Annotated in this window: 18 protein-coding genes; 11 read left to right on the top strand and 7 right to left on the bottom strand. The window is 48.3% G+C overall.

Going from position 1 to position 23,162, the window contains the following annotated elements; translation table 11 throughout:
- Nucleotides 1–24: 24 nt before the first annotated feature.
- The 5 genes from K0H59_RS12265 to K0H59_RS12285 all read left to right on the top strand — a co-directional run bounded on the left by K0H59_RS12265 (nucleotide 25) and on the right by K0H59_RS12285 (nucleotide 5,142).
- Nucleotides 25–516, top strand: coding sequence for an NUDIX hydrolase (locus K0H59_RS12265; RefSeq protein WP_220053287.1), 492 nt, complete (start codon nucleotides 25–27; stop codon nucleotides 514–516).
- Nucleotides 517–736: 220 nt separating this feature from the next.
- Nucleotides 737–1,855, top strand: coding sequence for a tRNA 2-thiouridine(34) synthase MnmA (gene mnmA, locus K0H59_RS12270; protein WP_055648406.1), 1,119 nt, complete (start codon nucleotides 737–739; stop codon nucleotides 1,853–1,855).
- Between the two features lie 3 nt (nucleotides 1,856–1,858).
- Nucleotides 1,859–2,476: a high frequency lysogenization protein HflD gene (hflD, locus tag K0H59_RS12275; protein WP_220053288.1), complete on the top strand. Its 618-nt coding sequence runs from the start codon at nucleotides 1,859–1,861 to the stop codon at nucleotides 2,474–2,476.
- Nucleotides 2,477–2,505: 29 nt separating this feature from the next.
- Nucleotides 2,506–3,876: an adenylosuccinate lyase gene (gene purB, locus K0H59_RS12280; protein WP_011716764.1), complete on the top strand. Its 1,371-nt coding sequence runs from the start codon at nucleotides 2,506–2,508 to the stop codon at nucleotides 3,874–3,876.
- A gap of 126 nt (nucleotides 3,877–4,002) precedes the next feature.
- Nucleotides 4,003–5,142, top strand: coding sequence for a cupin domain-containing protein (locus tag K0H59_RS12285; protein WP_220053289.1), 1,140 nt, complete (start codon nucleotides 4,003–4,005; stop codon nucleotides 5,140–5,142).
- A gap of 97 nt (nucleotides 5,143–5,239) precedes the next feature.
- Here the strand turns inward: K0H59_RS12285 and K0H59_RS12290 are convergent, their stop codons facing one another.
- On the bottom strand, nucleotides 5,240–5,698 hold the full coding sequence (locus tag K0H59_RS12290) for a DUF4826 family protein (RefSeq protein ID WP_220053290.1): 459 nt from the start codon (nucleotides 5,696–5,698) through the stop codon (nucleotides 5,240–5,242).
- A 279-nt stretch (nucleotides 5,699–5,977) separates the two neighbouring features.
- Between K0H59_RS12290 and K0H59_RS12295 the strand changes: the two genes are divergently transcribed.
- Together K0H59_RS12295 and K0H59_RS12300 are read left to right on the top strand one after the other, a co-directional pair.
- Nucleotides 5,978–7,012: a Glu/Leu/Phe/Val dehydrogenase dimerization domain-containing protein gene (locus K0H59_RS12295; RefSeq protein ID WP_011716761.1), complete on the top strand. Its 1,035-nt coding sequence runs from the start codon at nucleotides 5,978–5,980 to the stop codon at nucleotides 7,010–7,012.
- A gap of 190 nt (nucleotides 7,013–7,202) precedes the next feature.
- Nucleotides 7,203–7,550, top strand: a complete 348-nt coding sequence (locus K0H59_RS12300) for a hypothetical protein (protein ID WP_220055600.1) — start codon at nucleotides 7,203–7,205, stop codon at nucleotides 7,548–7,550.
- Between the two features lie 76 nt (nucleotides 7,551–7,626).
- Here K0H59_RS12300 and K0H59_RS12305 read toward each other — a convergent pair whose 3' ends face one another.
- The 5 genes from K0H59_RS12305 to ppsA form a co-directional block, all read right to left on the bottom strand.
- Entirely contained in the window at nucleotides 7,627–11,412 is a 3,786-nt protein-coding gene (locus K0H59_RS12305) for a S8 family serine peptidase (RefSeq protein ID WP_220053291.1), read from the bottom strand.
- A 290-nt stretch (nucleotides 11,413–11,702) separates the two neighbouring features.
- Nucleotides 11,703–12,134: a MarR family winged helix-turn-helix transcriptional regulator gene (locus K0H59_RS12310; RefSeq protein WP_088211594.1), complete on the bottom strand. Its 432-nt coding sequence runs from the start codon at nucleotides 12,132–12,134 to the stop codon at nucleotides 11,703–11,705.
- 138 nt (nucleotides 12,135–12,272) lie between these two features.
- Nucleotides 12,273–12,764, bottom strand: coding sequence for a DUF1285 domain-containing protein (locus K0H59_RS12315; protein WP_220053292.1), 492 nt, complete (start codon nucleotides 12,762–12,764; stop codon nucleotides 12,273–12,275).
- Nucleotides 12,765–12,851: 87 nt separating this feature from the next.
- Nucleotides 12,852–15,893 (bottom strand): FAD-binding and (Fe-S)-binding domain-containing protein, encoded by a 3,042-nt coding sequence (locus tag K0H59_RS12320; protein ID WP_220053293.1) that lies wholly within the window; start codon nucleotides 15,891–15,893, stop codon nucleotides 12,852–12,854.
- Nucleotides 15,894–15,992: 99 nt separating this feature from the next.
- Entirely contained in the window at nucleotides 15,993–18,362 is a 2,370-nt protein-coding gene (ppsA, locus tag K0H59_RS12325) for a phosphoenolpyruvate synthase (protein ID WP_011716755.1), read from the bottom strand.
- Nucleotides 18,363–18,486: 124 nt separating this feature from the next.
- Between ppsA and K0H59_RS12330 the strand changes: the two genes are divergently transcribed.
- The 4 genes from K0H59_RS12330 to K0H59_RS12345 all read left to right on the top strand — a co-directional run bounded on the left by K0H59_RS12330 (nucleotide 18,487) and on the right by K0H59_RS12345 (nucleotide 22,011).
- On the top strand, nucleotides 18,487–19,299 hold the full coding sequence (locus K0H59_RS12330; RefSeq protein ID WP_011622371.1) for a pyruvate, water dikinase regulatory protein: 813 nt from the start codon (nucleotides 18,487–18,489) through the stop codon (nucleotides 19,297–19,299).
- Nucleotides 19,300–19,480: 181 nt separating this feature from the next.
- Entirely contained in the window at nucleotides 19,481–20,545 is a 1,065-nt protein-coding gene (locus K0H59_RS12335; protein ID WP_220053294.1) for a 3-deoxy-7-phosphoheptulonate synthase, read from the top strand.
- Nucleotides 20,546–20,695: 150 nt separating this feature from the next.
- Nucleotides 20,696–21,127 carry an acyl-CoA thioesterase gene (locus tag K0H59_RS12340; RefSeq protein WP_011622369.1) on the top strand — a complete coding sequence of 144 codons (432 nt, stop codon included), beginning with the start codon at nucleotides 20,696–20,698 and terminating at the stop codon, nucleotides 21,125–21,127.
- A gap of 221 nt (nucleotides 21,128–21,348) precedes the next feature.
- Nucleotides 21,349–22,011, top strand: coding sequence for a response regulator transcription factor (locus tag K0H59_RS12345; protein WP_011716753.1), 663 nt, complete (start codon nucleotides 21,349–21,351; stop codon nucleotides 22,009–22,011).
- Between the two features lie 79 nt (nucleotides 22,012–22,090).
- On the opposite strand, the gene cysB is transcribed toward K0H59_RS12345, so the two are convergent.
- Complete coding sequence (cysB, locus tag K0H59_RS12350; RefSeq protein WP_011622367.1) at nucleotides 22,091–23,065, bottom strand: HTH-type transcriptional regulator CysB; 975 nt, start codon at nucleotides 23,063–23,065, stop codon at nucleotides 22,091–22,093.
- Nucleotides 23,066–23,162 lie beyond the last annotated feature (97 nt).

Consider the following 23,162-nt stretch of genomic DNA (forward strand, 5'->3'; position numbering starts at 1 on the left):
CCAACAGATAAAAAGGTGATTAGCGTGGCAGAAAAACTCAGATACAAACCCAATGTGACTGTGGCCTGTATTATCCACGCTCCTACCGAAGATAAGTATCTGTTAGTGGAAGAGTGGATTGATGGCGAGCAGCGCTTTAACCAACCCGCCGGTCATTTAGAGGCTAACGAGAGTCTGACCCAGGCCTGTAAACGTGAAGTGCTTGAAGAAACGGGGCTAAATCTTGAGCCCCAAGGTTTAGTGGGGATTTATCAGTTTAGTGCCAGTGACGCGCTCGCTTTTGTGCGCTTTACCTTTTTCGTACAAGTCGATGCACTGCTCCCCCCTCAACCACAGGATGCGGATATTGATGCCGCCCATTGGCTGAGCTTTGAGCAGATCGAGGCCAAAACGCAACAGCTTCGCAGCCCATTAGTGCTCGATTGTCTAAAGGATTACCGCCATCAGCAGCAACAGGGGCAAACCTATTCCCTCGAATTACTCAATAGTCAGCGTCTGACGGGATGTCAAAGATAGCCCCAAGCGACAAGGCGTGATAGAATACGCCCCCGCGTAAATTCGCGATTCAACACGGCATTTAAGCGCTGTTTTAGCAAACACTCGCTCGATGAATCGCCCGCTTGTCTGCCATCAAACACAGTCTAAGCGAAGACGCAGATTTTAACGTGAGAGTGACCACTAAGCTGAGTCATTCTCGCGGCTAACCAATACATATACTCAATGGTTTTTAGGATCTATGACATCAATCGAACCCACTCATACAGGAAAAAAAGTCATTGTCGGCATGTCCGGCGGTGTTGATTCATCTGTTTCAGCCTATTTGCTTATGCAGCAAGGCTATCAGGTTGAAGGCCTTTTCATGAAGAACTGGGAAGAAGATGACAACGACGAGTATTGCGCGGCCGCCGAAGATTTAAAGGATGCTCAAGCCGTTTGCGACAAGCTTGGGATCAAACTGCACACAGTCAACTTTGCCGCCGAATATTGGGACAATGTGTTTGAGTACTTCCTTGCCGAATACAAGGCGGGTCGTACCCCTAACCCCGACATCATGTGCAACAAAGAAATCAAATTTAAAGCCTTTTTAGACTTTGCCGACGATATCCTCGATGCCGACTACATCGCCATGGGCCACTATGTGCGCCGTCGTGATAATGCCGATGGCACCACGCAAATGCTGCGCGGAGTCGATAACAATAAGGATCAGAGCTACTTCCTGTATACCTTAAGCCATGAACAAGTTGCGCGCAGCTTGTTCCCCGTCGGTGAACTCGAAAAGCACGAAGTGCGTGAAATCGCTAAAAAAATGGGCTTAATTACCCATGATAAGAAGGACAGCACCGGCATTTGCTTTATCGGTGAACGTAAATTCACTGAATTCTTAGGCAATTACTTACCGGCGCAACCTGGCAATATCGAAACCGCTGAAGGCGAAGTGATTGGTAAGCACCAAGGCTTGATGTACCACACCTTAGGCCAACGTAAGGGTCTGGGTATTGGCGGCATGAAAAACAGCAATGACGATCCTTGGTACGTGGTGGATAAAGATTTAAAACGTAATGTCTTAGTGGTTGGCCAAGGAGGGCATCACCCACGTTTAATGTCAAATGGCATGTTCGTCAATCAATTGCATTGGGTCGACCGCAAAGGCCCCGCCGAAGGCAGCCAGATTGTGGTGAAAACCCGTTACCGCCAGCAGGATATCCCCTGCACCCTCACCTATCTTGATGACAATACCCTCAAGGTGGTGTTTGACGAGCCTGTTGCCGCCGTGACGCCTGGCCAATCAGCGGTATTCTACGATGGCGAAGTGTGCCTAGGTGGCGGGATTATCGATCAACTGATCCGAGGATAAGCCGTGAACGAGCAGCTCCATAATCGCACCATGGCCTTTGCAGGAATACTGCAGGCCATTGCGCAAGTTCAGCATTTAGCCCGTCATGGTGAGAGTGACACTGATGAGCTGGCGGCCAGTTTAAACACCATTTTAGTGACCAACCCTGAAAGCGTCGCCGATGTCTATCAAGACAAGGCAGCCCTGCACAAAGGTTATCAGTTGGTGTTAAACCAACTGGGTGACAGCAGTCAAAAGGATGTGGAAATCACCCGCTATCTGGTCGGCATTTTGGCACTTGAACGTAAATTAACTCGCTCGAACAGCGGGTTAGCCATGCTCGCCGAGCGCATCAATCAAGTGAATCGTCAGCTACATCATTTTGCGATCACCGACGAGCAAGTCATTGCCAATCTGGCCAGTATTTATAGCGACATTATCAGTAATCTTGGACCTAAGATTCAGATCTCAGGCAACCCACTGTGCCTGCAACGTCCACTGGTACAACACAAAATTCGCGCCCTGCTGCTCGCAGCCATGCGCAGCGCCGTGTTATGGCGACAACTGGGCGGTAAACGTCGACACTTAGTCTTCGCCCGTAAAGCCATCATAGACACAGCCAAGAAAAGTCTTACCCTATAATAAAATAAGTTTTCATCAAGGAGCTTCACATGGATCTTTCCGCACTAACTGCTATCTCTCCGGTAGACGGCCGTTACGGTAGTAAAACAGCGTCATTGCGAGGGATTTTCAGCGAGTTCGGTCTTACTAAGTACCGTGTTCAAGTTGAAATCAACTGGTTAAAATTACTCGCCGATTGCCCAGAAATCACTGAAGTGCCGCCGCTGAGCGAATCTGCTATCGCGGTTTTAGATGCAATTAAAGACAATTTCAGCGAGCAAGATGCGCTACGCGTGAAAGCCATTGAAAGCACCACCAACCACGACGTAAAAGCGGTTGAATACTTCATCAAAGAAAAAATCGCAGACAACGCTGAACTCGCCGCTGTGGGTGAATTTGTTCACTTCGCCTGTACCTCTGAAGACATCAACAACCTAAGCCACGGCTTAATGTTGACCGAAGCCCGTGAGCAAGTGGTTCTGCCATACTGCAATGAACTGCTCAGCGCCATCAAAAAACTGGCCGTTGAATACCGCTCAGTGCCATTGATGTCACGCACTCACGGTCAACCCGCTTCACCTTCGACTTTAGGTAAAGAAATGGCGAACGTTGCGGTGCGTTTAGAGCGTCAAATCAAGCAGATCGCAGCTGTTGAAGTCATGGGTAAAATTAACGGCGCCGTGGGTAACTACAACGCCCACTTATCTGCTTACCCAGAAGTGAACTGGCATGCACTGTCTGAGCGTTTTGTCACCAGCTTAGGCCTGCACTGGAACGCTTACACCACGCAAATCGAGCCACACGATTACATCGCCGAACTGTTTGATGCCATCGCGCGTTTCAACACTATCCTGATTGACTTCGACCGTGACGTTTGGGGTTATATTGCCCTTGGTCACTTCAAGCAACGTACCGTTGCCGGTGAAATTGGTTCATCAACCATGCCACACAAAGTCAACCCAATCGACTTTGAAAACTCAGAGGGTAACCTCGGGATTGCTAACGCACTGATGCAACACTTAGCGTCTAAGCTGCCGGTTTCAAGATGGCAACGTGACTTAACTGACTCAACCGTACTGCGTAACTTAGGTGTAGGTATTGCCCACTCGCTGATCGCCTACCAAGCCACCTTAAAAGGCATCAGCAAGTTACAAGTGAACGAAGATCATTTACGTGCCGAACTCGACCAAAACTGGGAAGTCTTAGCCGAGCCAGTACAAACCGTTATGCGTCGCTATGGTATTGAAAAGCCATACGAGAAGTTAAAAGAACTGACTCGCGGTAAGCGTATTGATGCCCAGCAATTAGCGGTATTCATCGACGGTTTAGCCCTGCCTGAAGAAGTGAAAGCAGAGCTGAAGAAGATGACGCCAGCCAACTACATTGGCCGTGCTGAAGCCTTCGTCGACGAGCTTAACTAATATTTTTAGCTCTGCGGGGTTTGCTCACAAAGTAGCAAGAGCAAACATTCGCGAGCTGATATTGTTTATCAGCCACAAATAAGGATTAAGGCGGTTACATTCGTTGTAGTCGCCTTTTTTGACACTATGTATACACTCAATCTCGATATCGCCCAATTCCTCAAGGAACACTGGCAACAAAAACCTGTAGTCATCAAGGGTGCTTTCCCTGACTTTGAAGATCCGATCAGCGCCGATGAGCTTGCAGGCCTTGCCTGTGAAGAAGAAATCACCTCGCGCATTGTGGTCACTCAAAAAGACAACTGGGAAGTGATCCAAGGTCCGTTCGAGGATTACGACAATTACGGTGAAACCCACTGGCAATTACTGGTGCAAGCCGTAAACCACTGGTATCCGGACTCTCAGCCGTTAGTGGAAGCGTTTCGTTTTCTGCCCGACTGGCGATTCGATGATTTGATGGTGTCCTTCGCGACCCCGAGTGGCGGTGTCGGTCCACACGTTGATAACTACGATGTGTTTATCATCCAAGGTGAAGGCGAGCGTCGCTGGACTGTGGGAGCTAATACGCCGCAACAACGCCGTGGCGGCAACCCGAACTCGCCACTGGTGGAAGACTTCGAGCCAATCATCGACGTGGTATTAGAAAAAGGCGACGTGCTATATATTCCGCCTGGCTACCCACACTGCGGTGAAACCTTAACCTTAGCCTTAAGCTATTCAATTGGTTACCGTGCGCCGAGCCAACAGGAGCTCGCCAGTGAAGTTGCCGATTACTTGCTCGACAATAACTTAGGTCAGCAGCGTTTTACCTCGGCGACTGAGCCTGCAAATCCTGGCGTGATCAGTCAAGATCATCAGCTCGGGATCATGTCGCTGCTAAGTCAGCTCGCCCAAGATCCAACAAGCTACCAAGTGGTGCTGGGTAAACTGTTGAGTCAAAACCGCTTTGAACTGGATATCTGTGAGGGTGAAGAAGCCTATAACGCCGACGATCTGCAGGATGCCTTCGAGCAAGGCGCCGGCGTTAATCGTATCGGTGGCTTAAAAGTGCTGCGTTTAGAAAACGACACTCAATCTCGCTTATTCATCAATGGCGAAATTTATGAGCTGCCCAATACGCCAGAAGCCGTGTTAACCCAGTTAAGCGATCGTGTCAGCTTTGATAGCGACAGCGCCATGGCGCTGTGTGAGCATGCCGAAGTGCAAGAACTACTGCTTAAGCTAATCAATCAAGGCTTGTATTATTTAAGTGACGATGAAGCTTAAGCCTTAGCGCACTATTGCGTTAGGTCGACTGATTAGCGTCAGCCAAAACAATAAAGGCACTCAACTGAGTGCCTTTAGTTTTTGCGCTAACACAAGATTAAGCGTTGGTATTCCAAAGCTTTTCGTCATTGTGCATACGATACAAGCTCTCAGCACGTGATACTAATAACTGCGCAAATTTTGCCTGCGTCGCATCACGTTGAACTGCGCCTGAGCGGATCAGGTTTTCGGCCTGCATCTGCCACATCATAGAGAAATGACGAAGCGCATCACGCGCCGTTTTCGCGACTTTAACATCGACAAAATCCGACGGTAAATCGCCAGACATCACCCAATAGGTTTTGGCCGAAGGACGCTTAGATTCCATTTTCCAAATCGCTAAATAAGGCGCCAGATAACGGCTTTCGTCGGCTAACACTTTACTTGGGATCACCCCTTTTTCTGCTAAAAAACGGTTCGCTTTTTGGAATTGAGTTCTGACCCACTCTTGGCGCAGTTTCTCCATTTCTTCTGGAGAGATTGTTGGTTGAGCCTGGTCGACAGCTTGTTCAGTCATACTTCCGTCCTATCTTATTGTTATTACGCGGCTCTCATTCTTGGGACAGCACGCGAATCGTTCTAATGTCTGAGATTATCCCAGTAAAAACTGGTTTCACACTAAAAACCTTACGTTTACGTAAAGTGGAAAGCTAGATTGCCACAAATAATCTATTTATTCGGTCATTATGCATGGTTGAGAGTATCGCTAAATGCTATGGTTCTGCAATAAATATAAAGAGCTGTCGATGGGAAGTGATTCCATCGACGTTTTATTGTGTATAGCGGAGAACTTCACGTGGCTGTATTTAATCATGTATCCTTTGATGAACATGAACAGGTCGTATTCTGTCATGATAAAGAGAGTGGCTTAAAAGCCATCGTTGCCATCCATAACACCAACTTAGGTCCTGCTGTGGGTGGCTGCCGGATGTGGAACTACCAATCCGACGATGAAGCCCTGACAGACGTATTACGCCTCTCCCGCGGTATGACGTACAAAAACGCCCTCGCAGGTTTAACCATGGGTGGTGGTAAGTCAGTGATTATTGCCGATCCTAAGCGCCCTGATCGCGAAGCCCTCTTCCGTGCATTTGGCCGTTTTATCAATAGCCTGGGTGGACGTTACTATTCAGCAGAAGACGTGGGTACCACTACAGCGGATATCATGATCGCCCATCAAGAAACCCCATACATGGCGGGTCTTGAAGGCAAGAGCGGCGATCCATCCCCCTTTACCGCATTAGGCACCTATTTAGGGATCAAAGCTGCCGTTAAACACAAACTCGGTTTAGACAGCTTAAAAGGCCTTAAGATTGCCGTTCAAGGTGTGGGCCATGTGGGTTATTACCTGTGTAAACATCTGCATGAAGAAGGTGCAGAACTTATCGTCACCGACATTCACCAAGCTTCACTCGATAAAGTGGCTACCGACTTTGGCGCCATCGTCGTTGCCCCACAGGATATCTATGCCCAAGACGTTGATGTCTATGCGCCATGTGCATTAGGTGCCACCTTAAACGATGTGACCTTGCCACAGCTTAAAGCTAAGATTGTTGCCGGTTGCGCCAACAACCAATTAGCCGAAGTTCGCCATGGCGAGCAGTTAAAAGAAATGGGCATTCTGTATGCACCAGACTATGTGATTAACGCTGGCGGTATCATCAACGTGTCATTTGAAAAAGACTATGACGCAGCGAAATCAGAAGCTAAGGTCAGAGAAATCTACAATACATTGCTGAAGATTTTCACTAAAGCCGACGCTGAAAACCGCACCACTGCGGCGGTTGCAGACGAAATGGCCCGTGCCATTTATCAAGCAGCAAAAGCTTAACACTGCTTTCGGCGGACAACGACGGTTGTCCGCCTATCTCTTCCCTCCCCCTGCATATTCATCTAAAAATAAATTCCTCTTAATACCAATCAGATACCAAAATGCCACGTAAAATTCACTTTTCTGTAGTGGAAAAGCCTATGTGCCTCTGCTTGAATTAATCACTCGTCTGTCAGTGAAGGGATTGCATATGGTCAGTTTTAAGTACGAGTTAAATCAGGACTCGGTTGAGCTACAGGCCAGTGATTGGTTTGGAATTGAACGTGTGTTCGTGAATGGGCAGATGGTATCGCGCAAGTTTAACTTTGGCCCGAACAGCGTGCATAAAATTCAGCTCAATGATGGCCATCAATGCAGTTTCAAGCTGTTTATCGATCCCCAAACCGATGAGCTGACTTGCCGGATTTATAAACACAATCAACTTATTACCAGCTTAAAACAAGGTAAAAACAGCCTTGTTCAAGGCCAACGTCTGCTGCAACAGGGGTTACTGCTGGGTTCCAGTTTAGTGCTGCTCGCCGTGCTCTTCCCTTTCTAAGCCGTGTTAAACATTCAGTAATAAAAAACCGCTATTGCCTAAACAATAGCGGTGTTATCCAAACTACTCTGGCATATTACTTCAGCATATAAACCCGCATCATAGTCTGCTGCGCAGTGCTACTGCCATCGTTCATTTGTACACGTAAATGCACAAAATTACCCGCGGCAGTATCATTAGGAATGGTCGCAACCCACTGACCATCGACCATTTTGACTTCTGCCGTTTTCCATGCACTTTCTGCAAATTTACTCGCTACGGGGCAGTAAATCGATACAGAGACTGCTGCCAACGAACACTCTTGGCCATAACCGTACTCTAAGCTGACATCAGCCAAGTCAACTTGCCCCATGCCATCCATCACACCCGCAAGCTTGACGGTAACCGCTTCACCCGCAGCCACAGTGTTATCAATCGCGACTGGGATATCGATTTTAGGTACCAATACCGCCTGAACACCTTGCTTACTCGAGTCCGTGCTGAAGTGGTAAATCCCCTGGTAGAAAGAGCCTAAGTTATCTTTAATCGGCGAGCTGCTACCGACACCACGAGCATAGGAGCGAATTTCGAGCTCTACTTGAGCATTCGAGTCAGGAAGCGTCAGCAGCCCACTGTCGAGATAAGTGTTCTGGCCATTCACTTTCAGTCCATAGAGAGACTGTGAATTGTAGCCACCTGTGCCATCATGCCCTGCCGCATCACCGAATCGCACAATACTTAAATCGATAGTATTAGTGTCGCGATAGGCAATCGCGCCACCATTAGTGAGCAAACTACCCGCCTTGGGTCCTTTAAGCCAAGAGGTGCTCTCAACTGTACCCTCGGTCATCATACGTGGACCATCGAAGTAAGCGCCTTCGGCCGTCATCGCAGAGCCGGGCATAACGATGTTGGTCCACATATTTTTACTGGTTGCCGTGTAGTATTCGTCACGGACAATCGGTGTCATCACCATTTGGGTGCTGCCCGTGGAATAGAACTCGCCCGTACTATTGGTCATCCCCATCACATCCACAAACACAGGGCGCTCATCATTTTGTGAATGATAGGCTGCACTGATTTTCTGCATCTTGTGCTCTTGCAGCACCACTTGCCCACCATCGATACGCCCGTCGGTGATATGGTTAATGGAATAAGCATAGGGTGTACGCTCTGCGGCAATCCCTGACCAACTCACCAGATTGTTGCCCGCTTCGACCTGCGCCAATAGAGCTTCACCTTGCTCTGAACTGATCCCTACAGCAGGAATGCGCGGCGTGCCACCAATCGTTCCCTTGTAACGGCCCTTAAGACCCGGACGATAGAAAATCACCCCTATCGCACCATTTTTCAGGGCATTGTTCACCATGGTGGAGGTCAAATAATAGGGATTACCTATGAGTGCAATGCGTCCCTTAAGATCGAACTGAGTCCAATCCGTGCTGTAACCGCCATCGCCCACAAATACTACTTCTGCACTGCCTTGGCCATTGAAGGACATTGCCAAACCTTGCTTGTTATACTCCAGCACTTCCCCATTTTGCATCGTCAGCACAGCTTCGGGGGCAATAGCACGAGTCGTCACGAAGGAGCGGAATCTGTCATCGTGCCCCTGTGACCAAGTGTACATATCCTTCACATAGTCAGGTGCAAAGTCCATCGCCGCCAATTTTGCTAGCTTGTTATCATCCAATGCGTAGGTAAATCCAAAGGAGAAACCTTGCGTCGCTAACGGCTTGCTGGCTTTAAACTGCAGTTTTTCAGCATTACGGGCATCAAACTCAAGGTGGGTATCTTGGCTTAACTTGCGATTAAGCACCGCCATTTGTGTCGCCGATTCCACTAAACCATTTGAAGTAAAATTATTGTCATAGGTCATAACATTAGCGACGATTGAATAGTTACCCTCAGGTACTTTCACACTCGCTTGGCCATTGGTTAAGCTTACGGCTTGTCCCCAATCATCTTCCTCATTCATCAAATACACTTTTGATGGCGAGGTGGCAGGATGACCACGCATATCGGTCACACTTAAGCTCAAGTTTACCTGCGGCGGCTCAATCCAAAACGACACAGGTACAGTGACCCGTTCATCGGATTTACCCGTTGTTGTACCTTCGATGCGCCCAGTGATAGTGCCATAGGCGCCACTACGCAGTGCCACACTCGAGTCTATCCACACTGGGATCTCAGCACTCCCCTTAGCAGGGACGGTAATACTGTTAAGGCTTAATCCCGCTAGTGTGGCTGGCATACGGGTTTTACCATCTTCACCTATCAAGCTCATTTTCAGCTTAAGATTGATGTCCTTGTCGGATAAGTTGCGCAAACTAATGGTTTTTTCTGTAACGCCAATATCCTGATCATAGGCAAAGGAGCCAAGCTCCATATTGGGCGGCGCGATAATGCTTTGAGCGATTGCGCGATTCACATCCATAGGCCCAGCTCCCTGCTCAAGCACGTGTGAATCGTTCGGTAATACCGAAGAGGTCAACACTTCTTTCACTTGCCGCGGACTCAATTCGGGTCTGGCTTGCATCACAATCGCCGCGCCGCCTGACACATGGGGCGCCGACATGGAGGTACCCGACAGAGCGCGATAGGCCGTCGAGCCAAATCCCCCAGAAGCTGCCGACACGACATCCACACCTTGGGAGGCGATATCGGGTTTTGCAGAATGACCATCAGGAGAGGGTCCACGGGATGAGAAAGATGCAGTGTGATTATCGCGGTCAACGGCTCCCACAGTTAACGCACTCGGGGCACATCCTGGGATCCCCACCGTCTCGCGGGTAAAACTATTGCCCGCCGACACCACAAACAAGGCTTTGTCACTCAAGGCTTCGACCATATCGACAAGCGGCCCAGTACAGCTAGTACCACTGCCACCTAAAGACATGCTGACCACATCGGCGCCTTGGGCCACGGCCCACTGCATACCACTCAAGATCCCAGTAGTAGAGCCTGAGCCCGCATTTGTCAGTACCTTGCCCACCAGCAACTTAGCTCCTGGCGCCATGCCCGCCCAGCGACCATTAGATTCGACACCTGTGCCTGCAATGGTGGCCGCAGTATGAGTGCCGTGGCCATTGAGATCGTCTATCCCATTACTGGAATAGGTAAAATCTTTGCTGACAAGCACTTGCTCCGCTAAATCGTGATGATCAAGATCATAACCAGTATCAAGTACTGCAACAGTGACACCTTGACCATTGAAGTGCTTGGCTAAATTGCCATAGGCGCCGGTTAACGGCACGGTTGGGGTTAAGTTTGCCAAGGCATTCACGCCATTTGGCACCTCTTTATCGGCATGCACCACGGCATCTAACCATACAGATTTCACCGAAGCATCCGTGCTGAGGGTTTCCCATACCTTGGCCGCTTTCGACTTACTCACACCAAAGGCGGCGCTGTCGATAAGCTCAATTTCATCGGTTAATGTCGCCCCTTCAATCGGATTCGGTACCGCAGAGCCCGCCAGCGTGCCATCTTGGTATTCGATAATCACGGGCAGCTTATCGGTGGAAGCATCGTCATAGCCCGCTGCATGTAATTTAGTGATGTTAAAGAGCTCTAAATCGACGGCTTGGGATGTCACCAGAGGTTGGGCTTTGGGTGTAATAAGATATTGGCCATTCGCATTTTGAAAAATACTGGTGATCACCTCGGCCCCATGTTCACCGAGCAAACGGATCCCGCCGAGTGAGCCATCAGCACGCACGACTGCTGTGACCACCTCACCGGTAATTAAGGTAAATTGCACCGCACCAGACTGTGCATCCACGAACGCGCTATCATCCGCCAGTGTGGCGTAACTGGTCGCGAGCCCCATTGCCATAAGACAGGTCGCAGCAATACGGCTGCGCTTAAAGAGTTGTTTCATTTCATGTTCCCTGAAAAATCACCTTGTAATTGCTCAGTCGACAAACCAATCTGAGCAATGGTTTTTGTGTTGGAATGCAAGCTTCCAGTGCAACAAGATGGCGTCCAGTGAAACATTTTTGCAACAATACTCGGGTAGCAATTTGTACTGCTGGTTAAAACAAGAATGAGTAATAGGCCGGAGTATTAGTAACAAACCAATACGCTGAGAAAACAAACATTGTGATAGCAGTTTAATCGCCGTTAGCGAATGCGTGGGGACGGTTAAACAGCATTGTCTAAGGGCAGAGCTTACAGCTCTGTGAGTGAAGGTAAGCGGTTTATCTTATTGAGTAAGCGCATAAACTGCTGGCGCTCATCCTCACTGAGATTGGACAGGTATTTCTCATTGACGCGCTCGGCCTCACGGATCAAATCCTGCTCCAGCGCCTTAGCCTCATCGGTGAGGAAAATCTGGAAAGCTCGGCGGTTATCGAGCTCTTGGTGACGGGTGATCAATCCCTGAACCTGCAACTGATCGAGCAGACGGGTCATGGTATAGTTGGCTACATCGCAACGCTTAGACAGCTCGGTCTGAGTAATCCCCTCCTCCTGCCAAAGCGCAAACAACACCGGCCACAACTTAATGTCGAGCTGATAGCGTTTCAGCTGTATATCGAGCTCATTTTGCAGCTCAATATTCAAGTGGGAAACAAGATAGCCTAAGCTTTCATAGCGGTTCAAACAGCACCTCCGAAAACACCATTTAGACCCATCAACACAGACAACAAGCAAAAGGATATTCGCCGAAGTCAGTTTTAATACTACCACTTAACCTCTAATAAACTAGTCAGCTTGCCCAAGTAATTGCAATCAAAATCTTTATGCATCCGCCCCTTGGTCGTCGGATAAATTGAATTCATTCACAAAATTATAGTAACAGGCGCGGCTTAATTTTCCCCATAGACCGCGCTCTAGGGGCAGATAAATCCCAAAGTCGGTAAGCTTTAGTCGTTTGAGATCGGCAATCTGATGTTCAGTCCCGATACTGCTTTTGAGCATCAAACTAGGTGCTATGTCATTCTTAACATAATCGACAATCACCAATGGCGCATCTTCCACCTCAACTCGCACCTTCTCGACAGGTGTGATCAGAAAATGCTCGCCATCGATGCCATGTAAAATACTGGCAAATAACTTTGCAAACTTGGTCGGTAATGGGCTGTTTTGATATAACCAGTCACCGGAAAGCTGGATACGAAATAGCGCAACTTCACTACACAGCGCCGTTGGCGGTATGACGATGTCCTCCGGCGTTGGCCTGTTGATGAATTCCTGTAGCGTGTCGATAACATTGTCCGTGTGCTTTTCCATAGCGTCCCTCAATAAAAAAACCAGCCTGACGACTGGTTTAGTGTGGCATTGCCTTAGGGATTATCCAATCCCTAAGGCAAAATTGCGTTAAGCCTTAACGAGATCCAATAAAGCCTCTAATGGATGTTTTGGCTTATAACCAGCGAAACGTTTCACTTGGCTGCGACAAGAGTAGCCAGAGACTAGCACCTGCGACGCGTCTATCTTGCTCAAAGTGTCTTTCCACGACATATCAAACAAGGTCTTAGAACGCTCAAGATTCTCAGCCTCATGGCCGTAAGTACCCGCCATGCCGCAACAACCCAGATTCACCGCCGTTAATTTAGCGCCAAAGTGAGTGAAGATTTTGCTCCACTCATTGGCGGTATTGGGTTTAGCCGTAGACTCAGTACAATGGCTAAACCAAGTAAATTGTTTATCTTGCATGGCTTTAGCTGGAATATCCTGCAGTATGCTAAGGAGCCATTCGTTAGCCAGTTTAACCTCAAACGCGCCGCGATTCGCCCCTAAGATTTCTTTATATTCATCGCGATAACAGAGCACTAAAGCGGGATCGATGCCCACCATAGGCATGCCTAACTTATGCACTTGGTTTAAGAAATCTGCACTCGACTGCGCCGTTTTAGCAAATTTATCCAAGAAGCCCTTGATATGAGTAGGTTTACCATTGGGTTTAAAGGGTAATAAAACGGGCTTTAATCCTAATGTTTCAATCAGTTGGATAAAACGATACACCAAGCCAGCATCATAGAAACTGTTAAAGGGATCTTGCACCACTAACACAAATTTTGCCCGATCATCGGCGAGGATAGCCTGTAATGCCGCCAGATCATAACCGCGACTCGCATGACCATCGAGCCGTTGTTTCAATGTCGGCACCGACAGCGCAGGCGCATCGACATAACCGATGGCTTTTTTGATCACCCATTGGCTGAGCGGATTCTGCGAGGCAAAATTGGTCAGCCTTGGCGCCGCCGCCATAAGAGGCAAACTGTCCTCGATGCCCGCCACCAGATAATCCTTAGCCGGACGCAGGTAACGTTGATAGTAAATATTAAAGAACTGCGCCCTAAATTTAGGCACATCCACTTTCACAGGACATTGGCTCGAGCAGGCCTTACAGGCTAAACAACCCTTCAGTGATTCCATCACTTCGTGGGAATAATCATAATCGCGCTTCGCATTGATGGTATTTTGCATGCGCTGCAAAATGCCTAAGGGTTTGGCTCTGGCTAGCGCATTGACATCGACGCCTTCAGATTCGAGCAAACGCAGCCACTCACGCATTAAGCCCGCGCGACCTTTAGGCGACTGAACTCTGTCCCCCGTCACTTTAAATGACGGACACATAGGTGAGAAACTGCTGTAGTTAAAGCACAGGCCGTTACCGTTACAGTTCATCACATCGGGATAGGCATCGCGCACTTCGACCGGAATTTGCCGGTCAAACTTGCCGCGCTTAGTACTGTCCACATCAAAACACAGGCCACCCGCTTGCTTGGGCGCCACTAACTTACCTGGGTTGAGCCGATTATCAGGGTCAAACAGGCCTTTAATGTCTTGCAGCACGCCATAAAGCTCGTCACCAAATACCGATGGACCATATTCGCCGCGCACGCCCTTACCGTGCTCGCCCCACATCAGGCCGCCATATTTGAGTGTCAGCGCCGCGACTTGATCAGAAATCACCCTCAGCAGCTTTTCATCTTCGACATCGCACATATCCAGCGCGGGCCGCACGTGCAAAACGCCCGCATCCACATGGCCAAACATGCCGTATTGCAAATTGTGACTATCGAGTAGCGCACGGAACTCCATAATATAATCGGCGAGCATTTCGGGCGGCACCGCTGTATCTTCGGCAAACGCAATGGGTTTGCGACGTCCCTTGGTGGCACCGAGTAGGCCCACGGCTTTTTTACGCATGCCGTAGATTTTCTCAATGCTGGCCTTATCTTGAGTTACTTGATAACCGACCACACCACACTCACCACGGCTGATTTGTTCGGTCAGCACGGCTTCGAGTGCCGCAAGCTTCTCACTCACCTCAACGGCATCGCCTGCAAACTCGACCATATTGAGGCCATCGATCACTTTGCCCGGCACTTCTTGAATAAGGTCTGAAACCGAATGCCAAACAATGTCCTCACGGGCAAGGTTAAGCACTTTTGAGTCCACGGTTTCGACCACAGTGGCCCGCGCCGCCACTAAGGAAGGGGCATGGCGCAGTGCAGACTGGAAGGAATCGTACTTAATGTTCACCATCGCCCGTTCACTCGGCAGTGGCGTAATGTTGAGTTTCGCCTCGGTGATCACCGCCAGCGTGCCTTCAGACCCCGTTAAAATACGCGAGAGATCGAACTGGGTTAAGCCGTTGTTCCAGACATTCTTTAAGTCATATCCGGTTAAGAAACGATTGAGCTTAGGGAATTGTTGTTCGATCAGCGCACGCTTCTCGCGGCACACCTCGGCAATTGCCGAAATCAGTTTTTGCCCGAGCGGATTATCGCTCACGTTATCGGGGTTACATAACAGACCCGCGTCAAGGGGACGCGTGTCAAACACACTGCCATCAATCAATATGCTGCGTAGCGCTAGCACATGATCAGAGGTTTTACCGTAAACTAAGGATCCCGCGCCCGAGGCATCGGTATTAATCATGCCGCCAATGGTGGCACGGTTTGAGGTTGAAAGATCGGGACTGAAGAAATAACCGTGGGGACGCAGCGCATCGTTTAGCGCATCTTTGACTACACCCGCTTCGACGCGCACCCAGCCCTGCTCAGGGTTCACTTCCAATACGCGATTCATGTAGCGTGACACATCGAGGATCAAGCCGTGGGTCAGCGATTGGCCATTGGTGCCCGTACCACCGCCTCTGGCACTAAAAGTCACACCCGCAAATTCTGCTTTTGCCGCCAGCGACAAGGCAATTTGAATATCTTTTTGATGCTTAGGATAAAGCACTGCCTGCGGCAAAAATTGGTATACGGAGTTATCCGTAGCCTGCACGAGGCGCGCGCTGTAGCGCTTATCGATATCACCGGCGTAGCCACTTTGCGCTAAGGCATCAAGATAGGCCAGATAGACAGGTTCTAACGTTTGTTGGTGTGATAACAGAGGTAACATGAGCGGCTTCAGTCAATTATTGTTATGCGGCCCATTATAAACAAAAAAAAGCCGCTAAAAAGCGGCTTTTTTAACACCTTTATAAAATTACAACCGAGATCAACCGTGCGCTTCGGCTAAATATAACCAAGTATCAATCACTGTATCAGGGTTTAACGATACGGTATCGATGCCTTGCTCAACTAACCAAGCCGCGAAATCGGCGTGATCTGAAGGTCCTTGACCACAGATACCGATGTAAGCGCCCTTCGCCTTAGCCGCTTTAATGGCCATAGACAGCAGGATCTTAACGGCTTCGTTACGCTCATCGAACAGGTGGCTGATGATGCCTGAGTCACGGTCAAGACCGAGTGATAGCTGAGTTAAGTCGTTTGAGCCGATAGAGAAACCATCGAAGTGCTCAAGGAATTGGTCCGCTAACAGCGCGTTTGACGGTACTTCACACATCATGATGACGCGTAGACCATCTTTACCACGCTCTAAGCCCTGCTCTTTCAGCAGTTCAATCACTTGCTCGGCTTCTTTCACGGTACGGACGAATGGGATCATCACTTCAACGTTTTTCAGACCCATTTCGTTACGCACGCGCTTAATCGCTTCACATTCTAACGCGAAACAATCGCGGAATGATTCAGAGATATAACGGCTTGCACCACGGAAGCCCAACATTGGGTTTTCTTCCTCTGGCTCGTAACGGTCACCACCTACTAAGTTCGCGTATTCGTTAGACTTAAAGTCTGACATACGCACGATCACTTTCTTCGGATAGAAAGCAGAACCGATTGAGGCGATACCTTCGACTAAGCGGGCAATGTAGAACTCAACTGGAGAGTCGTAACCTGCGATCATCTCGTTGATTTCTTCCTGCAGCGCAGCGTCTTGTTGGTTGAATTCAAGCAGCGCTTTCGGGTGAATACCGATCATGCGGTTGATGATGAATTCTAAACGCGCTAGACCCACACCTTCGTTTGGTAAACGAGCGAAGTCGAAGGCGCGATCTGGGTTACCCACGTTCATCATGATTTTCATCGGCAATGCAGGCAGAGCGTCAACGCGGTTAGACACCACTTCGAACTCTTGCTTACCTTCGTAGATGTAACCTGTGTCACCTTCGGCGCAAGAAACAGTCACTAACTGACCATTCTTGATACGGTCGGTCACGTCACCACAACCGACTACCGCGGGTACGCCTAATTCACGGGCAATAATCGCCGCGTGACAGGTACGGCCGCCACGGTTAGTCACGATGGCGCTGGCGCGCTTCATGATAGGTTCCCAATCTGGGTCAGTCATGTCCGTCACTAACACATCGCCAGGTTGGATTTGATCCATGTCAGCGATAGAGGTTAATACCTTAGCCACACCTGAACCGACTTTATGACCGATAGCGCGACCTTCAGAGATCACCGCGCCACGGCTCTTTAAGTGGTAACGTTCAATTAATTGTACGTCTTCACGGCTGCGAACCGTTTCTGGACGCGCTTGAACGATATAGAGTTTGCCATCGTTACCGTCTTTTGCCCACTCGATATCCATTGGACGACCGTAGTGTTTTTCGATAACCATAGCTTGTTTAGCCAGTTCCATCACTTCGGCGTCGTTGATGGAGAATTGACGACGTTTTTCAGCAGCAACGTCTTCAATTTTCACTTGTTTGCCGTGAGAAGCATCATCGGAATACACCATCTGGATGAGCTTGCTACCGATATTACGGCGAACAACGGCTTTATGGCCTTGAGTGAGGATAGGTTTGTGAACATAGAATTCGTCAGGGTTTACCGCACCTTGAACAACCATTTCACCCAGACCGAAAGATGAAGTGATAAACACTACATCGTTGTTGCCTGATTCAGTGTCCATGGTGAACATCACACCTGATGCCGCTTTGTCTGAACGAACCATGCGTTGTACGCCGGCAGACAGGGCAACACCGTGGTGCTCATAACCTTGGTGAACACGGTATGAAATTGCACGGTCGTTAAAGAGTGACGCGAACACGTGCTTAATCGCCACGAGTACTGAGTCAAATCCTTTCACGTTTAAGAAGGTTTCTTGCTGACCAGCAAAAGAAGCATCTGGCATGTCTTCTGCGGTAGCAGAAGAACGCACCGCGAATGATGCATCGCTCGTTTCAGCGGCAAGTTTGTCGTAAGCTTCACGAATAGCTTGCTCTAGAGCTGGTTGGAACGGGGTATCGATAACCCATTGTCTGATCTGTGCACCTACTTGTGCCAGTGCATTGACATCATCTACATCCAATGTTGCTAGGATGTCATAAATCTTCTGGTTTACTCCACTTTGTTCAAGGAACTCATTGAACGCATAAGAAGTAGTCGCAAATCCGCCAGGTACTTGAACACCGGCATTAGCTAGATTGCTGATCATCTCGCCAAGAGAAGCATTTTTACCGCCAACCAAGTTGACGTCACCCATGCCTAATTCCTGATACCAGAGTACGTATTGCTGCACAGTTCTATCTCCGCAAGTTTATTTCAGTGGCCCCTTCACACGAGGGCAGCGGCATTTTACACTCCCGCCGAAGCAGCGTAAATCTATAATTTTATTTGTAATTTTATTACTACAAGAGGTCAGTATGGCACCAAAGGTATTTTACATCTCCGACGGGACAGCGATCACAGCTGAGGTTTTTGGGCATGCAGTACTCTCGCAATTTCCATTAGAATTTGAGTCACTTACAATTCCATTTGTTGAAACATTGGCAAAAGCCGAAAACGTTAAACGACAAATTAATGATTGTTTTATTACAACAGGTGAAAGGCCGTTAGTGTTCCATTCGATCGTAAAACCTGAAATTCGGGACATTATTTATTCGAGTGAAGGTCTCGATTACGATTTTTTAAATACCTTCGTTGCACCACTTGAACAACATTTAGGCGTTAGCGCCTCTCCGGTGCTACATCGCACCCACGGGAAAGCCAATCACGGCTACGAAGCCCGTATCGATGCCATCAATTTTGCGATGGACAATGACGATGGCCAAACCATGAAACACATGGATCAGGCCGATTTAATCCTGCTGGGCGTGTCTCGCTGCGGTAAAACCCCGTCCAGCCTCTATTTATCGATGCAGTTTGGCATTAAGGCGGCCAACTATCCGTTCACCGAAGATGATATGGATAACCTGAAACTGCCCGAAGCGTTAAAACGCAATAAGAAGAAGTTGTTCGGCTTAACCATCGATCCGGTGCGTTTACATGAAATCCGCCAAAGCCGCATGGAAAACAGCCGCTACTCGTCCTTAAAGCAGTGTCGTTTAGAGGTAAAAGAAGTCGAGATGATGTTTAAACGTGAACGTATTCCTTATATCGACACCACCAACCACTCGGTCGAAGAAATCGCCACTAAGATTTTGGATGTGACAGGCTTAGAACGCCATATGTTCTAATCTTGATGATTTCGAACGAGGCAATCGAGTCCCTCGATTTAGGCTAAATAGGTCTAACTTAAATCAAATTCATTGCACAGTTGCCGACAATTAACACAATTGGCACTGTGCAATGCTGTTCGATTCGTTATAATCCGAGGCAATCTGGCGAAAAGCGCCGCACGCAAGCTCGGTATTTTGAATGACCATTAAAACAGACGAATTACGCACTTCCTTATTAGCTAAAGTCATCTCACCTGCACAACTGGCATCTGAGTACCCGTTAACCCAAGATGCAGCCGATTATCTCGTTCAGCAACGTCGTGAAGTCGAAGCCATTATTATGGGCGAAGATCAACGCCTATTAGTGATCATTGGTCCCTGCTCCATCCATGATACTCAAGCCGCCCTCGACTACGCTCGCCGTTTAGCCGTATTGCACCAAGAGTTGAAGGACGATCTCTGCATTTTAATGCGCGTGTATTTTGAAAAGCCACGCACTATTGTTGGTTGGAAAGGGTTAATCTCCGATCCTGATTTAGACGGCAGCTTCGAGCCAAATAAAGGGTTACGTATTGCACGCGAGTTATTGCAGCAAATTACTGAGCTGAAGTTACCGATTGCCACCGAATTTTTAGACATGGTGAATGGTCAATATATTGCCGACCTAATCACTTGGGGCGCTATCGGTGCCCGCACTACCGAAAGCCAAGTCCACCGCGAAATGGCCTCGGCGCTCTCCTGCCCCGTGGGATTTAAAAACGGTACCGATGGCAATATTAATATCGCCGTCGATGCGGTGCGCGCAGCAAAAGTGCCGCATATCTTCTATTCACCGGATAAAGACGGTGCCATGTCTGTCTATCGTACCCATGGTAATCCTTACGGCCACATCATTTTACGTGGAGGTAAAAAACCGAATTACTTTGAGCAAGACATTGAAGAAGCAAGATTAAAACTTGAGTCCGTCAATGTAACGCCGCGTATGGTGGTTGATTTTAGCCACGGCAATAGTGAAAAGAATCACCTGAAGCAGTTAGTTGTTGCCGACAATATCATGGCGCAAATGCGCGCGGGCAGCACGGCAATTGCCGGGGTGATGGCCGAAAGTTTCTTACAGGAAGGCAATCAAAAAGTGGTTGAAGGTCAACCTCTGTGTTACGGCCAAAGCATCACAGATGCTTGCCTGCATTGGGATGACTCGGAGAAATTACTGCGCGATCTGGCTAAAGCTTCTCGCGATAGACGTGAGTTTCTCGGCAAATAAGTCGATGACCCACAGCAAAAGGCTTCCACTGGAAGCCTTTTTACTTTTCGTGCAGTCTTAAAACCTAACGATATAGGCGTTTTCTACCATTCAAATTGAAAACTCACTATAATTGCGCCTCTTTAAAAATGCATAACCTCAGGTTGCCGTATGCCAAACTCGCTCGACTCTAGCCGCCCTGCCTTTTCTGACGCCATCGAACAGCGGATCAATCAATCCGAAGCGCGGGTGATCAAGGCGGTATTCCCGTCTATCACCAATCACCACAACACCTTATTCGGTGGCGAAGCGTTAGCTTGGATGGATGAAACCGCCTTTATTGCCGCGACTCGCTTTTGCCGTAAAACCTTAGTGACCGTCAGCTCCGATAGAATCGACTTTAAAAAACCTATTCCAGCCGGCACCTTAGCCGAACTCATCGCCCGCGTGATCCATGTGGGTAATACCTCGTTAAAGGTGGAAGTGAATATTTTCGTCGAAGACATGTATCAAGATCATCGCGAGCATGCGATCCGCGGCGTATTCACCTTTGTTGCGGTTGACGAACAACGCCACCCAACCCAGGTGTGGACCGCTGAATAAGATTTAGCCAGCCAAGATAACGCACTCTCGCCCTTAAACCCCTTGGTTTTAGGGCTTGTTTTTATGTGAATATCCCGCACACTTTTGATAGACAAAAGTATAACAACCAGAAACATATAAAAATTTTGTCAATCTTACTGCATAAAGCAATAGGATCCTCGATTACTTTTCTGTTACATTGGGTTTAATCTTCACGTGCCACGAACATAACCAACAAAGCCATGAAGCTAGAAAACTTAAATATAATTATTGCCGATGACCATCCATTGTTTCGAAATGCACTACGTCAAGCCCTCAGTAGCGCTTTTGAGCACACCCAATGGTATGAGGCCGACAGTGCCGATGCGTTGCAGTCAGTGTTAGATTCACAAACTGTGAATTACGATTTGGTTTTGCTGGATCTGCAAATGCCTGGCTCCCATGGCTATTCGACGCTTATCCACCTGCGCTCCCACTACCCTGAACTGCCAGTGGTGGTGATTTCGGCCCATGAGGATATCAATACTATTAGCCGTGCTATCCATTATGGCGGCAGTGGTTTTATTCCTAAATCGGCCTCGATGGAAACCTTAAAAGAAGCGCTCACCGCCGTATTATTTGGGGATATCTGGTTACCTGCGGGCGCTGAAATCATCCCGATTGAAGATGATGATACGGATAAAATGGCGAATAAACTTTCCGATCTGACGCCGCAGCAATATAAAGTACTGCAGATGTTCGCCGAGGGCTTGCTCAATAAGCAAATCGCCTATGACTTAGGTGTGTCTGAAGCCACCATCAAAGCCCACGCCACCGCGATTTTTAGAAAGCTGGGTGTCCGTAATCGTACACAAGCCGTCATTGCCTTAGGCCAGCTTGAAATGGATAAAGTGGATTTAACCTAATTCGAGTATGACCGCTGTCAATTTCGCATAAAAAATGCCGCATTTATTGCGGCATTTTTTATTATCTCTCACTATTGAATCAACGCATTGGCAGATTTTTATCGGCAAACATTTCATCAATGAGTTGCTGATCGCGTAATGCCACCGCCTTTTCAACCACATCACGGGTTAAATGCGGCGCAAAGTGTTGAATAAAATCATACATATAACTTCGTAAGAAGCTGCCCTTTCTAAAACCGATCTTAGTCGTACTGTGGGCAAATAAATGGCCCGCATCAATGGCAACTAAGTCTTTATCGATATTAGGATCTATCGCCATAGACGCAATCACCCCAACCCCTAAGCCTAAACGTACATAGGTTTTGAGCACATCGGCGCTGGTTGCACTAAAGACCACCCGCGGCTCGAGGTTGGCGCGGTTAAAGGCTTTTTCAATCTCCGATGCGCGGTCAAAACCAAACACATAAGTGACTAATGGGAAACGGGCTAAATCTTCGATGCTGATATGGGTACGGGTTGCCAATGGGTGATCTTTGGGGACCACAACCGAGCGATTCCAGTGGTAACAAGGCAACATGATTAAGTCGGAATACAAGTGCATCGCTTCGGTGGCAATCGCAAAGTCAGCATCACCACGTGCCGCTTGTTCGCTGATCTGCGATGGCGTGCCTTGGTGCATATGCAGGTTGACTTTAGGATAGCGGTCGATGAATTGGCGAATAATATGGGGTAAGGCGTAACGCGCCTGCGTATCCGTGGTGGCTATATTCAACTCGCCTTGATCGGGTTTAGTGTATTCTTCGGAAACTTTTTTAATGCTTTCGACTTTGCCTAAGATATCGTTGGCGATATTAATCACCTGTTGTCCTGCGGGTGTCACATGGGTCAGATGCTTACCACTGCGTCCAAAAATCTGGATACCCAACTCATCTTCCAACATGCGAACTTGCTTACTGATCCCAGGTTGTGAGGTATATAAATTTTCCGCTGTGGCCGATACGTTAAGGTTGTGTTTGACGACCTCAGCAATATACCTGAGCTGTTGCAGTTTCATCTTATGTCCTTGTCTCAAACAGGCTGAATTGGATTGGCGAAAATGGCGCAACTCAGTATCAGCTATAATCAATCGTTATAGTATATAGTAAAAATTA

Origin of the sequence: Shewanella sp. FJAT-51649 (assembly GCF_019457435.1) — a bacterium.
Classification (GTDB): Bacteria; Pseudomonadota; Gammaproteobacteria; order Enterobacterales; family Shewanellaceae; genus Shewanella; species Shewanella mangrovisoli.